The organism is Microbacterium cremeum, assembly GCF_015277855.1.
Classification (GTDB): Bacteria; Actinomycetota; Actinomycetes; order Actinomycetales; family Microbacteriaceae; genus Microbacterium; species Microbacterium cremeum.
Map to the genome: position 1 here is coordinate 248561 of NZ_CP063812.1, position 13836 is coordinate 262396.

General features: G+C 72.8%; 12 protein-coding genes. 5 read left to right on the plus strand and 7 right to left on the minus strand.

Going from position 1 to position 13836, the window contains the following annotated elements; genetic code table 11:
• Nucleotides 1–42: 42 nt before the first annotated feature.
• The 4 genes from cofC to cofG form a co-directional block, all read right to left on the minus strand.
• Nucleotides 43–639 carry a 2-phospho-L-lactate guanylyltransferase gene (gene cofC / locus IM778_RS01090; RefSeq protein ID WP_228484677.1) on the minus strand — a complete coding sequence of 199 codons (597 nt, stop codon included), beginning with the start codon at nt 637–639 and terminating at the stop codon, nt 43–45.
• 143 nt (nt 640–782) lie between these two features.
• Nucleotides 783–1820, minus strand: a complete 1038-nt coding sequence (fgd, locus tag IM778_RS01095) for a glucose-6-phosphate dehydrogenase (coenzyme-F420) (RefSeq protein ID WP_194410266.1) — start codon at nt 1818–1820, stop codon at nt 783–785.
• Complete coding sequence (locus IM778_RS01100) at nt 1817–3301, minus strand: flavin-containing monooxygenase (protein WP_194410267.1); 1485 nt, start codon at nt 3299–3301, stop codon at nt 1817–1819. Before IM778_RS01100 ends, fgd begins: the two co-directional genes overlap by 4 nt.
• A gap of 142 nt (nt 3302–3443) precedes the next feature.
• Nucleotides 3444–6209, minus strand: coding sequence for a 7,8-didemethyl-8-hydroxy-5-deazariboflavin synthase CofG (gene cofG, locus IM778_RS01105; protein ID WP_228484678.1), 2766 nt, complete (start codon nt 6207–6209; stop codon nt 3444–3446).
• Nucleotides 6210–6312: 103 nt separating this feature from the next.
• Here cofG and IM778_RS01110 point away from each other — a divergent pair, with 103 nt between their 5' ends.
• Nucleotides 6313–6777 carry a hypothetical protein gene (locus IM778_RS01110; protein ID WP_194410268.1) on the plus strand — a complete coding sequence of 155 codons (465 nt, stop codon included), beginning with the start codon at nt 6313–6315 and terminating at the stop codon, nt 6775–6777.
• 16 nt (nt 6778–6793) lie between these two features.
• On the opposite strand, the gene IM778_RS01115 is transcribed toward IM778_RS01110, so the two are convergent.
• Nucleotides 6794–7615: an ABC transporter permease gene (locus IM778_RS01115; protein WP_194410269.1), complete on the minus strand. Its 822-nt coding sequence runs from the start codon at nt 7613–7615 to the stop codon at nt 6794–6796.
• The gene (locus IM778_RS17915) at nt 7612–9453 is read right to left on the minus strand and encodes an ATP-binding cassette domain-containing protein (RefSeq protein ID WP_194410270.1); all 1842 of its coding nucleotides are present in this window, start codon (nt 9451–9453) and stop codon (nt 7612–7614) included. The genes IM778_RS01115 and IM778_RS17915 overlap by 4 nt, the downstream gene beginning before the upstream one ends.
• A 159-nt stretch (nt 9454–9612) precedes the next feature.
• Between IM778_RS17915 and IM778_RS01125 the strand changes: the two genes are divergently transcribed.
• From IM778_RS01125 to IM778_RS01140, 4 genes are all read left to right on the plus strand, one after another.
• Nucleotides 9613–10728 (plus strand): enoyl-CoA hydratase/isomerase family protein, encoded by a 1116-nt coding sequence (locus tag IM778_RS01125; protein ID WP_194410271.1) that lies wholly within the window; start codon nt 9613–9615, stop codon nt 10726–10728.
• An 11-nt stretch (nt 10729–10739) separates the two neighbouring features.
• Nucleotides 10740–11573, plus strand: coding sequence for an LssY C-terminal domain-containing protein (locus tag IM778_RS01130; RefSeq protein WP_194410272.1), 834 nt, complete (start codon nt 10740–10742; stop codon nt 11571–11573).
• The gene (locus tag IM778_RS01135; protein WP_194410273.1) at nt 11570–12118 is read left to right on the plus strand and encodes a hypothetical protein; all 549 of its coding nucleotides are present in this window, start codon (nt 11570–11572) and stop codon (nt 12116–12118) included. Before IM778_RS01130 ends, IM778_RS01135 begins: the two co-directional genes overlap by 4 nt.
• A 65-nt stretch (nt 12119–12183) precedes the next feature.
• Nucleotides 12184–13110, plus strand: coding sequence for a J domain-containing protein (locus tag IM778_RS01140; RefSeq protein WP_194410274.1), 927 nt, complete (start codon nt 12184–12186; stop codon nt 13108–13110).
• Between the two features lie 12 nt (nt 13111–13122).
• On the opposite strand, the gene IM778_RS01145 is transcribed toward IM778_RS01140, so the two are convergent.
• On the minus strand, nt 13123–13800 hold the full coding sequence (locus IM778_RS01145) for a FadR/GntR family transcriptional regulator (RefSeq protein ID WP_194410275.1): 678 nt from the start codon (nt 13798–13800) through the stop codon (nt 13123–13125).
• Between the last annotated feature and the right edge of the window lie 36 nt (nt 13801–13836).

Sequence of the window (13836 nt, forward strand, 5' to 3'; positions counted from 1 at the left end):
TGGCGGAAGCGGGCGGATGCCTCGCCCCGCCCGCATCGAGGTTCAGCCGCCGAGCAGCGCCGCGGTGCGGGGGCCGAGGCCCAGCGCGTGCGCGGCCTCGAGCTGGCCGGCGGTGTCGACGTCTCGGCGCAGGGTCGAGGCATCCGGAACCGGAAGAGCCTGGCACCCCAGCTCGAGGTGGCGGGCGAACGAGCCGTCGCCGAACGACGACGTCCACGCCGTGCCCGCCGCCGCGGTCACCAGGGTCGACCCGGTGCCCTCCGCGTCGGCGACGACGGCACGGTCGACGGATGCCGCGGCCCGCAGCGCGTCGGCGAGATCGGCCGGTCGCAGGGCGGGGAGGTCTCCGAGGAGCGCGGCGCGCGGCATCCGGTGATTCGGATCCATCGCCGCCATCCCGGTGGCCACCGCTGCGTCGAGACCCCGCGCCTCGCCCTCGGGCACGAACCGCAGCGCCGGGATCGCGGCCGACTCGCGCGCGAGCGCGGGGTCGTTCGTCACGACGACGACCTGCGCGACGAGTTCGCACGCCGTCGCCGCGGCGAGCGTGTCGAGCGCGATCGCGTGCGCGAGGGCGGCGCGGTCGACCCCCGCGACCTCGAGCCGCGACTTGCCGCGAGCCGGGGGCTTCACCGGCACGACGACGATCCACCGAGCGGGCGCCGTCCCCGCGCCGGGCCGCAACTCCGCCTCGCCCGGCGCCGGGGGCGGTGACACGCCGCGCCCGGCGCGGCTGAGAGCCGGTTCAGGCGGAGTTGTGGCCCGCCGCCGGAACAGGCGCCTCACGCGCCGTACTTCGCGCGCAGGCGCGGCAGGACCTCTTCGCCGTACATCCGCAGGAAGGCGGCCTGGTCGTGCCCCGGATCATGGAACACCAGGTGACGGAATCCGAGATCGACGTACCAGCCGATCCGCTCGACGTGCTCGTCGGGATCGTCCGACACGATGAACCGCGACGCCGCGCGCTCGATCGGCAGCTCCTCGCCGAGGCGCTGCATCTCGATCGGGTCGTCGATGCCCATCTTCTCCTCGGGGGTCAGCGCGAGCGGCGCCCAGAACCGCGTCTTCTGCTTCGCCTCGTCGATCGTCTCGGCGAGCGACACCTTGACCTCGATCAGCGTGTCGAGGTCGTCGCGCGCGCGGCCGGCCTTCGACAGCCCCTCGTCGAGCGCGGGCAGCAACGTATCGGTGTAGAGCTCGCGCTTCTTGCCCGAGGTCGTGATGAAGCCGTCCGCGATGCGGCCCGCGAGCCGGGTCGCGGCAGGCCCGGCGGCGCCGATGTAGATCGGCACCGGCTGGTCGAGCTTGTCGTAGATCGTGATGTTGCGGGCCGTGTAGTACGTGCCCTCGAAGTTGACGCGATCCTCCGACCACAGCCTCCGGATGAGGCCGATCGCCTCCTTCAGCCGCTGGAAGCGCTCCGGCGGGTCGGGCCACGTGATGCCCAGGTTCGCCTCGTTGAGCGCTTCGCCGGTGCCGACGCCGAGGATCACGCGCCCCGGGTACATGACGCCGAGCGTCGCGAAGTCCTGCGCCACGACGGTCGGGTTGTAGCGGAACGTCGGCGTCAGCACCGACGTGCCGATGAGCACGCGCGAGGTCTTCGCGCCGAGCGCGCCGAGCCACGGGACGGATGCCGGAGCGTGGCCTCCCTCGTGCAGCCAGGGCTGCAGGTGATCCGAGATGAAGACCGAGTCGAACCCGACCTCTTCGGCGAGGACCGCGTAGTCGAGCAGCTCGGCGGGGCCGAACTGCTCGGCCGAGGCCTTGTATCCGAAGCGCAGCGGGACGGCGCCGTCCTGGGCCTGTCGAAGCGTCATGCGATTCCTCTCAACGGGGCAGGGGTGGCGGGGGCGGGCAGGAACTCCGAGCCGTCGGCGCGGGCGAGGCGCGTCCGGAAGGCGTCGACCGTGCCCGGCCACAGCAGGGTGAGGCGGCCCGAGCGCTCGTCGACGTACCAGTTGCGGCATCCGCCGGTCATCCAGGGGGTGGATGCCGCTGCCGCCGCGATCTCGTCGGTGTACGCCTGCTCGGCGCGAGGGTCGACGCGCAGCACGCCGCCGACCTCCTGGCGACGGCCGAGGACGCCCGCGGTGTACGCGGCCTGCTCCTCGATCATGAGCACTGACGACGAGTGGCCGAGTGACGCGTTGGGGCCGTTGAGCACGAACAGGTTCGGGAACCCCGCCACGACCGTCGACGCGAACGACGTCATGCCCGTCGACCAGTGCCGCGCGAGCGTCTCGCCGTGCTCGCCGACGACGAGGTCGGCGTAGGGCTGCCGCGTCGACGCGAAGCCGGTCGCGAGCACGAGGGCGTCGACCTCGTGGCGTGAGCCGTCGGCGGCGACGAGCGTCGAGCCGTGAGCCGACTCCAGCGCGGCGGGCACGAGGGTCACGCCGTCGGAGGCCACGGCGGGGTAGAACTCGTCCGACAGCAGCACGCGCTTGCAGCCGAACGCGTAGTCGGGGGTGAGCGCGGCGCGCAGCGCGGGGTCGGCGACCTGCGCGTGCAGGTGCGCGAGCGCCTCGGCCTGCGCGCGGGCGGATGCCTCGGCATCCCCCGATCGTGACGCGAAGCGCGCCTCGCCCTCGGCGTACAGCTCGTCGCGCAGGCGGGCGAGTGCGGCGGGCTGCTCGGCGAACCGGGCGCGATCGGCCTCGGAGTACGCGCCGCCGCCGCGCGGCACGATCCACGCCGGGCTGCGCTGGAACAGCGTGATGTGCGCGGCGGTGCGCGCCAGCTCGGGCACGAGCTGCACGGCGCTCGCGCCGGTGCCCACGACGCCGACGCGCAGGCCCGCGAGGTCAGCCGAGTGGTCCCAGCGGGCGGAGTGGAACAGCGGCCCGCGGAACGTCTCGAGCCCCGCGATGTCGGGGATCGACGGCTCGGTCAGCCGCCCGCACGCCAGCACCAGCGCGTCGGCGACGACGACTCCCGCTGCCGTGCCGATGCGCCACGCCTCGTGCTCGGCATCCCAGTCCGCCCACTGCATGCCGGCGCACAGCCGCACGTGGTCGCTCAGGCCTTCGGCCTCGACGACGCGTTCGAGGTACTCGTGGATCTCGGGCCCGCGCGCGTACGTGCCCGACCAAGACGGGTTCGGGTGCGCCGCGAAGCCGTACAGGTGCGACGGCACGTCGCACGCGACGCCCGGGTAGGTGTTGTCGCGCCACGTTCCCCCGACGGATGCCGCACGCTCGAGCAGCACGAAATCGTCGCGGCCTGCGCGCCGTAGCGCCATGGCCATGCCGATCCCGGCGAACCCGGCGCCGACGATCGCGACCTCGACGCGGGTCATGCGCCGACCTGCTCGGTCGTCGAGGGGGCTCGACTCCCGGTCGTCGAGCGAGCCCGCGAGTCGGTCGTCGAGCGAAGGTGTGAGTCGGTCGTCGAGCGAGCGTGCGAGTCGAAATGCCCGGACCGTCGCGGATCGGCCGGCCTCATCGCGTGACCTGGCCGTACGTCGTGGTGCGGAGGCGGAACGGCCGGAAGAGCGGCGCGACGAGGGCCGCGGCATCCGTCACCGGCAGTTCGAGACCGTGCTCGATGCCGGTCTCGGGCTTGACGCGCCCGTCGAGGAGCGTGCCGCCGAGGTCGTCGCCGCCGGACTGCAGCAGGACGACGGATGCCTCGCGCCCGACGCGCGTCCACGGGATCTGGATGTGCGGGATGCTGCCCGACAGCAGCAGCCGCGACACCGCCACCATCGCGCGGTGCTCGTCGAGCGGCGCGCGGCCGCTGACGAGCGGAACGCCGCCGCGAGGGCCGGGGAGCGGGATCGGCACGAACTCGGAGAACCCGCCTCCCGCGGTGGTCGAGCCGGTCGGAGCCTGGAGCTCGCGCAGGCGCCGCAGGTGCGCGATGCGCTCCGCGGCGGTCTCGACGTGGCCGTAGAAGAGCACGCTCGTCGAGCGGAAGCCAGCCCGGTGCGCCGCGGTGATGCCGTCGATCCAGCGGTCGATCTCGACATCGGCCGGCGCGACGAGGCCGCGCACGCGTTCGCTCAGCACCTTGACCCCGGTGCCCGGGACGGTGTCCACGCCAGCCTCGCGCAGAGCCGTGAGTGCGCCGTCGAGGCCCAGGCCGCCGCGATCGGCGAGGTCCCACACGTCTTGCGGGCGGTACGCATGCAGGTGGATGCCGGGGGCCGCGCCCTTTACGGCCCGCGCGATGTCGAGGTAGCGCCGGGGCTCCTCGGCGGCGGGCAGCAAGCCCTGGACGCACAGCTCGGTGGCGCCGAGGTCCGCCGCGTCGGCTGCGATCGCGGCGGCGTCGTCGAGGATGAACGTGGTGGGGTCGGGGCTCGCGGTGGAGCGGAAGCCGGTCGAGGTGAGGTTGCGGTTGACGACGAGCGTCACGGCCTCGCCGACGGTGTAGCGGCGGACGTCGTCGGCGGTCGCGGCGAGCGCGTCGAGGTCGTCGCCGGTGGCCTCGAGCAGCGCGACCCACTCGGCGTCGTCGAGCGCGAGCGGGTCCCCCGCCGCGGCCTCGGCGAGCCGTCGCACCCGCCCTCGCGGAGCGTGCGCCGCGCTCGCACCGCTCGGTGCGCTCGGCGCGCTCTGCGCATCGGGCTCCGCAGTCACTTGTTGCGGGTGTGCGGGCCGCGTTCGCGCGATTTGTGACTGCGGAGCGTCGGCCGGGACGGCCGGAGCTTGGGCCGGGGCGTCCGCCGCGCTCGGTGCGTCCGCCGCGTACCGCGCCTCCGGTGCGCTCGGCGCATCGGGCTCCGCAGTCAGTTCTTGCGGATGTGCGGGGCGGGATCGCGCGATTTGTGACTGCGGAGCGTCGGCCTGGACGGCCGGAGCGTCGGCCGGGGCGGCCGGGGCGTCCGGGGCGTCGGCCGGAGCGTCCGGCGCGGCGCCGGGACGGGGGACGGATGCGGCGCCGGGACGGGGGACGGATGCCGCGCCGGGACGGGGGACGGATGCCGCGCCGGGACGGGGGACGGATGCCGAGGCGAGCCCGGACTCGGGATCCGCGAGCGCGGCGACCGCGGGCCGCAGCGCCGGGTCGATCCACGTCTCGGAGTCGAGCACGAACTCGGGCTGCGCCGTCAGGCGCTCGCGCAGCTGGAAGCCGAGTTCGGCCGTGCGCTCGGCGAGCTCCGACAGATGCGGCCACGGACGCTCGGGATTGACGTGGTCGGCGGTAAGCGGCGAGACCCCGCCCCAGTCGTCGGCGCCGGCGCGCACCAGCAGCTCGAACTCGGCGGGGTCCGAAAGGTTCGGCGGCACCTGGATGCGCATGCGTGGGCCCATCACGAGCCGGGCGACGGCGACCGCCGCGACGTACTCGAGCAGGTCGGCGTCGGGCGCACCCTGCATCGCGGTGCGCGGCTTCGCGCGGAAGTTCTGCACGATCACCTCCTGCACGTGACCCTGCCCGTTCACCGCGTGCCGCTCGTGCGCGTCCCGGATCGCGACGAGCGACTCGGCACGGTCCCGCAGCGTCTCGCCGATGCCGACGAGGATGCCGGTCGTGAACGGCACGCGCTCGCGGCCGGCCGCGTCGATGACCTCGAGGCGCAGCGCCGGGTCCTTGTCGGGCGAGCCGAAGTGCACCTGCCCGGGCTCCTCGAACAGCCGGCGCGAGGTCGTCTCGAGCATCATGCCCATCGAGGGGGCCAGGGGGCGCAGCATCCGCAGCTCTTCCGCGCTCATCACACCGGGGTTCGCGTGCGCGAGCAGACCGGTCTCGGCCGTGACGAGGCGCGCGATGTGCGCGACGTACTCGAGCGTCGATGCGAAGCCGTGCTCGTCGAGCCACGCCCGCGCCTCGGGCCAGCGGTCCTCCGGGCGATCGCCGAGCGTCAGCAGCACCTCCTTGCAGCCCATCGCCTGACCCTGTCGCACGACGCCGAGCACCTGCTCGGGCGACATGTACGCCGGTTTGTGCTTCTTCAGGAGCTGCCCGGGGGTGTCGACGAACACGCAGTAGTGGCAGCGGTCGCGGCACAGTGTCGTCAGCGGCACGAACACCTTGCGCGAGTACGTGATGATGCGAGGGCGACCGGATGCCTCGAGCCCGGCATCGCGCAGGGCTCCGGCGAGCCCGAGCACGCGGTCGAGCTGCTCGCCTGTCGCGCCGAGCAGCGCCTCGGCGTCGGCGGCGTCGAGGCGTTCGCCCGAGGCCGCACGGTCGAGCGCGCGGCCGACCGTGGACAGCACGGCGGGGGAGGTTTCGGCGGAGGACGCGACGACGGTCACCGAACCAGTCTTGCACCGCCGGTGCGCGGCGGGGCCGAGGATCGTTGCCCTCCTGTGAGCAAATGAGCCGGGTTCCGCTGAGAGCCGCTGGCAGACTAGTGCCATGGTGACGCTGCTGCTCGACTCGACGCAGCTCGAGGTCGTGCTGTCGGGAGCCGAGCGTGCCATGTCGTTCCGCAAGGGGAACGTCGTCATCGAGCGCTCCGCCATCACCAAGGTGCAGCTCACCGACGACGCATGGACGTGGCTGCGCGGCATCCCGAGCCCCGGCACTCATCTTCGCGGCGTCGTCGCGATGGGTACGTGGCGCTCCGCCGGAGGCGACGACTTCGCGGTGATCCGGCGTCGCCGGCCGAGCGTCGTGATCGACCTCGAGGGTCACCCCGAGTTCCAGCGCCTCATCCTGACCACTCGCCACGGGCTCGCGCTCGTGCAGGCGCTGCGGATCGAGGTCGACGAGGAGCCGGCCGATGTCGCCGAGATCGCGGCCGAGACCGGCACGACCCCGGTCGCGCCCGAGAAGAAGCCGCGCAAGCGTAAGACCCCCGCACCGGCGCCCGCCGTCTGATCGGCGCTCGCCGGGTTCAGCTGACGTCGCGGCGCCAGCTGACGAGGTGGCCGATCACCACGAGCACGACGGCGTAGCCGAGCAGCACCAGGCCTCCCTGCCACCACTCCAGCCCGGTCGCACTCGCACCGACCAGTGCCGAGTCGTACAGGCTCGCGCCGACGAGCGCGTCTCCGGCCGCCCCCGGAAGGAATCGTGCAGCGTCGGCGAGGACCTCCACGTAGCTCGCGGCGAGGCGGACGATCGGCTCGAGGAACTGCGTGAACACCAGCACGCCGACGATCGCTCCCACCTGGTTGCGTACGACCGCCCCGATCCCGACGCCGATGAGTGCCCACAGCACGTAGGCGAGCAGCATCCGCCCGATCATCGCCCAGGTGTCGACCGACGTGAACTCGGTCTCGAGGCCGAAGGCGGCGAGGATTCCCGCCGACGGGGCGACCGAGGCGAAGATGCCGAGGACGCCGAACAGGGCACCGAGGAGCACGCCGACCGCGAGCTTCGCGACGAGCACGCGGCCGCGCCGAGGCGTCGCGAGGAATGTCGGTGTGAGGGTCTGGTGCCGGAACTCCGTCGTCACGATCAGCGTGCCGATGAGCAGGGGGAAGACGTATCCGACCGCGGTCGCCATGCTGTACAGCAGCGGCGGAAGCTGCTCGGCGGGCAGCGTGGGTGTGTCGCCGGCGGGCAGCGCCCCGGAAGCCGTGCCCGCGAACACGGCGGCGATCCCCGCCGCGGCGGAGCCGATGTAGGCGACGAGCACGATCGCGAGGATCCACCACATCGACGTCGTGAACTGCTTCGTGGTCTCGGCGCGGGTGGCTGCGGTGAGGCTCATCGCTCGTCACCCCCTTCTTCGTCGGCCGGTGCCGGTTCTTCCGCTCCTTCTTCGTCGACGGATGCCGGTTCTTCCGTTCCTTCTTCGTCGTCGGATGCCGGTTCTTCCGTTCCTTCTTCGTCGACGGATGCCTCGGCCTCCGGCTCGCGGCCGGGCTCTTCGTCGCCGGCGTCGAAGGCGGCGAAGAAGCGGTCGGCCTCGAGGTCGGCATCCGTCTTCTCGCGGCTCTCCCACGGACGCGCGTCGTCGTCTTCGGCGGGTTCCGGAACCGACAGCTCTTCGTCGACGGCGCCCAGTTCCTCGACGTCGGGGTCAGGGTCGGGCGGGGGACCGTCGGGATCCGACTGCGCCGGCGGGACGACGTCGATGATGCCCGTGCTCGCCACGGCGAACGCGGCCGAGCCGGTGCCGGTCTCGGGCTCGGGCTCGGTGTCGTCAGCGGGTTCGGGGTGTTTCGTCTCGGTCGCTGGCGCTCCCTCGCTCAACGACCGGGGGGCGGGGTCGGGCTCGGTCTCGGGGTCGGGGTCCGGTCGTTGAGCGAGCGAAGCGAGACGAAACGCTTCGGGGTCGGTGTCGTCGGTGGGTTCGGGGCGTTTCGTCTCGGTCGCTGGCGCTCCCTCGCTCAACGACCGGGGGGTGTCGTCGGTCTCGGGCTCCGGGTCCGGTCGTTGAGCGAGCGAAGCGAGACGAAACGCTTCGGGGTCGGTGTCGTCGGTGGGTTCGGGGTGTTTCGTCTCGGTCGCTGGCGCTCCCTCGCTCAACGACCGGGCGTCGGCGTCGGGCTCGGGCTCGGGGTCCGGTCGTTGAGCGAGCGAAGCGAGACGAAACGCCTCGGCGTCGGTGTCGTCGGTGGGCTCGGGACCGTTCGTGTCGGTCGCCGGCGCTCCCTCGCTCAACGAGCGGGCCACCTCGACCGCGGCGACGCCTGCGGCGCTCGGGTGAACGCGGACGCCGTTGACGAGGTCGAGGAAGACCTCCTCGAGCGCGGGTCCTCGGCGGTGCAGCGACGACAGGGCGACGCCGCCGGCCGCGGCCACAGCGCCGACCGCCGCGGGCTCGACACCGCGGACGGTGAGGCCCGAGCGCAGCACCTCGAACGGCACCCCGGCCGCCTGCAGGGCCGCGCTCAGCCCGGCGCGGTCGGGCGAATCGACGACCGTGGCGTGCTCGGAGGGGTCGGCCAGCTCGTCGAGCGTGCCCTGGAACACCAGCCGGCCCAGCGAGATGATCAGCAGCGCGTCGGCGGTCTGCTGCACCTCGGCGAGCAGGTGCGACGACACGAGCACCGTGCGTCCCTCGCGGGCGAGATCGCGCAGGAAGCCGCGCATCCAGCGGATCCCCTCGGGGTCGAGGCCGTTGGCCGGCTCGTCGAGCACCAGCACGCCCGGGTCGCCCAGCAGCGCGTACGCGAGGCCGAGGCGCTGGCGCATGCCGAGCGAGAAACCGCCGACCTTGCGGCCCGCGGCATGCGTCAGTCCCACCAGGCCCAGCACCTCGTCGACGCGGCCGTTCGCGATGCCCGCCGCCTGGGCATAGACCTTCAGGTGCGCCGCGGCGGTGCGTCCGGGATGGAAGCTGGATGCCTCGAGCACCGCGCCGACCGTCTGCAGCGGGTGCGCGAGCTCGGCATAGCGCTTGCCGCCGATCGTGGCGCGGCCGTCGGTCGCGCGGACGAGGCCGAGGAGGATCCGCAGGGTCGTCGTCTTGCCGGCGCCGTTGGGTCCCAGGAATCCGGTCACCCGACCCGGTTCGATGCGGGCGGTGAGCCCTGCGACCGCGGTGATGGCGCCGAAGCGCTTGGTGACACCTGAGAATTCCAGCGATTGGCCGTCGGGCATGCCGAACCCTCTCGTCCTCGTGAGCAGTTCTCCCCATCTTTGCGGAAACACCTGCTCCGGCGCACATGATTCTTGCCGCCGCTTCACGGTGTGCCGCGGCGCACCGGTGTCCGCTGCCGGCCGCCCCGCCCGGCGAGGCGTGCCGGTAACCTTGCGCTCGTGACCGAGCCCACCGAGCCCACCGACGCCGCCGCGCCCGCCGAGCCGCCCGTCCTCGTCCGCGCGAGCGGCGGACTCGGGCGTCTCACGCTCAACCGGCCGCGCGCGATCAACGCGCTCGACCTCGACATGATCCACCTGCTGCACGCCGCGCTCGACGACTGGGAGCACGACACCGAGGTCGACCTGGTCGTGCTCGACGGCGCGGGCGAGCGGGGGCTGTGCGCGGGCGGCGACGTGCGCGGCCTCGCCGAGCGGGTCAACGGCGGGCTCGCCGACGAGTCGTCGGTGTTCTTCCGCGACGAGTACGCGCTGAACGCCCGCATCGCCGAGTACCCCAAGCCGATCGTCGCGCTCGCCGACGGCATCACGATGGGCGGTGGCATCGGGCTGGCCGGCCACTCCGCGATCCGCATCGTCACCGAGCGCTCGAAGCTCGCGATGCCCGAGACCCGCATCGGCTTCACGCCCGACGTCGGCGGCACGTGGCTGCTCGCCCACGCGCCGGGCCGCCTGGGCGAGTACCTGGGGCTGACCGGCGCCACGATGGATGCCTCGGACGCGATCTACGCCGGATTCGCCGACCACTTCGTGCCCTCCGACAACCTCGACGGCCTCCGCGACGCGCTCGAGACTCGCGCAGATCCGTCGAGCCCCACCGAGCTCGTGCTGCTCTTCGACGAGACGCCGCCACCGCCGGCTCTCGCCGAGGCGCGCGCGTGGATCGACGACGCGTTCGCCGCCGACACCGTGCCCGGCATCATCGAGCGGCTGCGGGAGCTGTCGGACTCCCGGTCGTTGAGTGAGCGCCAGCGAGACGAAACGCGCGCCACCGCCGACCTGCTCGGCGAACTGTCGCCGACGGGGCTCGCCGTGACGCTCGCGTCGGTGCGCCGCTCGCGCGAGCTGCCGGGGCTGCGCGATGCGCTCGCGCAGGAGTACGGGCTCGTCATGTGGTTCGCGACGAGCCAGCCCGACCTTCCCGAGGGCATCCGCGCGCAGGTCATCGACAAGGACCGCTCGCCGCGCTGGCAGCCGGCGACCCTGGCCGACCTGGATCCGCAGGTCGCGGCATCCGCCCTCGCCTTCCGGCACGACCCCCCGCTCTGGGACTGACGAGCGACGCCATGACCGACGAAGAGCCGCACCGCCGCCGCGCCTACTCGATCGGCATCGCGGTCGACTGGTTCTTCTTCGTCTTCGCCGGCGTCGCGGCGCTGTGGCTCGCGTATCTCAGCCTCACTGAGACGTTCACGGTCGGATGGTGGGGCATCCCGTTCTTCATCGCGTTCTGGGTGCTGCTGGCGTACCTCGTGCTGCCTCGTCTGCACCGCATCCTCACGACGATCTACGTGCCCGACTACTTCATCGGCCGCACGCGCACCAGCGACGGCCTTCTCGGCGATCCGGTGAACCTCGCATTCCTCGGCACCGGGGAGCAGATCGAGACCGCCATGCGCAACGCCGGCTGGACGAAGGCCGACCCGGTGACGCTGGCGACGTCGTGGCGCATCATCACGTCGACCCTGACGCGCCGGAGCTATCACGAAGCCCCGGTGAGCCCGCTGTTCCTGTTCGGCCACCAGCAGGACTTCGCCTACCAGCAGGAGGTCGACGGCAACCCCGCGCAGCGCCACCACGTGCGGTTCTGGCGCTGCCCCGACGGCTGGCTGCTGCCGGGCGGTCGGCGCGTCGACTGGCTCGCCGCGGGCACCTTCGACACCAGCGTCGGGCTGTCGCTGTTCACGCTGCAGGTCACCCACCGCATCGACGCCGACACCGACGTCGAGCGCGACCACATCGTGCAGACGGTGACGGATGCCGACCCCCGCGTGGCCGTGGACGTCATCGCCGACTTCGCCACCGGCTATCACGCGCGCAACGGCGGCGGCGACAGCATCCGCACCGACGGCGACCTGCCCATCGTCGACGTGCGCGCGGTCGAGGCGGTGACGGCATGAAGGACGAACGCGCGAGCACAGGCGAGGCGCAGACCCCGGTGCCAAACAAGCGGCCGGCATTCGAGCCTCCTGGGCGGCTGCTGAAGCCGACGGGGTACCACCCCGACATGCGCCGGCCGCCGACGATCGTGGCCGGGTCGGCGCTCGTGCTGCTGCGCGTGCTGGCCGGCGTCGCCGTGCTCGCGGGCATCGCGACCGGGTGGGACGCGATCCTCGCCGACCCCGACTCCGTGCTCGACGGCTTCGACCCCAGCCCGGCGGGGTCGCAGGCGGCGCTGTGGTTCGTGGTCGCGGCGGGCAGCACGGTGCTGCTCATCGACCTGATGCTCGCGGTCTTCGTGTTCCGCGGGCACAACTGGGCCCGCGTGATCGTCATGATCATCGCGGTCGGGTCGATCAGCACGTCGTTCTTCGCATGGTGGGCGCAGGGTCAGGAGATCAAGGTCGAGACCACGTTCCTGTCGCTGAGCCTCGACATCCTGCTGCTGCTCGCGCTGTCGAGCCGCAGCGCGGCCGCCTACGCGCGCCGCCACGAGAGGCGCTGAGCCCGCGCGCGGGCAGGTGTCGTAGCCTGGATCCCGCTGTGAATCGCTGACGCCGGGGAGGGTGCGTGTTCGACAGTCCGCTGTCGGCTTCGGCCTACGAGGTGCTCATGGTCGAGCCCGAGGCCGACGACGAGACCCTCCGCAAGGCGTACCGCCTGCGGCTGCGGCAGACCCACCCCGACACCGGGGGCGATGCCGCCCTGTTCGTCCAGGTGCAGCGGGCCTGGGAGCTCATCGGCACGCCCGAGGCCCGCGCCGCCTACGACCGCGGTCACGGGTTCGGTGAGGCACAGGCGCCGGAGTGGTCGGGTTGGCGGCCGCCGGCGGCGCGCACCGACACGCGTCCGCGCGCACGCTCGTACGGGCATCCCGGCGGCTGGCGTCGTGAGAGATACCTGGCGCTGATCCGCGAATGGGCCGGCCGCGGCGTGACGATCGAGGACCCCTACGATCCCGCCCTCGTGCGCTCGGCCCCGCACCACCTGCGACGCCTCCTCGCCGACGCGCTCGCCGAGGAGGCCACCGCCCGCATCGTGGCCGACCTCGGCATGGGGTACACCGTGTGGCACGATGTGGCCGCCGCGGGACGGGGCGCCGACCCCGAGGCGAAGATCGACCACATCGTGCTCGGCCCGAGCGGGCTCTACGGCGTGCTGTCGGAGGACTTCGGCGGGCCGGTGCGGGTACGCCGCGGGGAGTTCGCCGGCGACGCGGTGCCGGGTGCACCGATCGCCGAGCTGCTCGCCGGCATGCGCGCGGTGTCCCGCGCCGCCGGCGTGCGCTTCAGCGGTGCGATCGTGGTGCTCCCCGACGAGGACGTGCTCGAGCCCATCGCCGAGCTCGGCAAGGTGCGGGGCGTCCGGGTCGCCGTGGTCTCGCGCAGCGCGCTGGCCACGGTCCTGCGGCGCGGCATCACCGGCGCCCGCGACATCGGGGGCAACGAGGTCTTCGACTACCGCACGCGCCTGCAGCAGACCGTGCGCTTCGCGTAGCCGGAGCCGGGCTCACGCACCGCGCGCCTCACGCAGCCAGCTCTCGATGCCGGCGATGTGGACCTGAGCGGCGGAGGAGGCCAGCTCGATGTCGTGCGCGGCGATCGCGTCGAGGATGGCTCGGTGCTCGGCGAGGGTGCGCTCGATGACGCCCGCCTGAGTGAGGCCCCGCCACACGCGTGCGCGGATCGTCTGGCTGGTGAGGCTCTCGAGCAGGCTCGCGAGGTACGCGTTGCCGGCGAGCCGGGCGATGGTGCTGTGGAATCGCACGTCGTGCTCGACCAGCGACTCGATGTCGGTGTCGGGCGCGACGGCGGCGATATCCGCACTCAGCGCAGCGACATCGTCGTCGCCCGCCACCTGCGCCGCAAGCCCGGTCGCGTGCGACTCGAGCACCCGGCGCACCGCGAAGATCTCGAGCAGCGAGTCGTCGTCGTGCAGGTCGACGACGAACGAGATCGCCTCGAGGAGCAGTCCCGGTTCGAGACTGGTGACGTAGGTGCCGTCGCCGCGGCGCACGTCCAGCACCCGCATCACCTCGAGGGCCTTCACCGCTTCCCGCATCGAGTTCCGCGAGAGTCCGAGGCGCTCGGCGAGGTCCTTCTCGGGCGGGAGCCGCGACCCGGGAGACAGCTCGCCGCTGACGATCATGCTCTTGATCTTCTGGATCGCCTCGTCGGTCACAGCCACGCGCCCATCATAGACATCGGATGTCACGGGCGAGAG

What these genes read in the sequence shown, in the direction of transcription:
- fgd (WP_194410266.1), bottom strand. Translation starts at nt 1,820, where the DNA reads ATGACGCTTCGACAGGCCCAGGACGGCGCCGTCCCGCTGCGCTTCGGA.
- IM778_RS01100 (WP_194410267.1), bottom strand. Translation starts at nt 3,301, where the DNA reads ATGACCCGCGTCGAGGTCGCGATCGTCGGCGCCGGGTTCGCCGGGATC.
- IM778_RS01110 (WP_194410268.1), top strand. Translation starts at nt 6,313, where the DNA reads ATGGTGACGCTGCTGCTCGACTCGACGCAGCTCGAGGTCGTGCTGTCG.
- IM778_RS01115 (WP_194410269.1), bottom strand. Translation starts at nt 7,615, where the DNA reads ATGAGCCTCACCGCAGCCACCCGCGCCGAGACCACGAAGCAGTTCACG.
- IM778_RS17915 (WP_194410270.1), bottom strand. Translation starts at nt 9,453, where the DNA reads ATGCCCGACGGCCAATCGCTGGAATTCTCAGGTGTCACCAAGCGCTTC.
- IM778_RS01130 (WP_194410272.1), top strand. Translation starts at nt 10,740, where the DNA reads ATGACCGACGAAGAGCCGCACCGCCGCCGCGCCTACTCGATCGGCATC.
- IM778_RS01135 (WP_194410273.1), top strand. Translation starts at nt 11,570, where the DNA reads ATGAAGGACGAACGCGCGAGCACAGGCGAGGCGCAGACCCCGGTGCCA.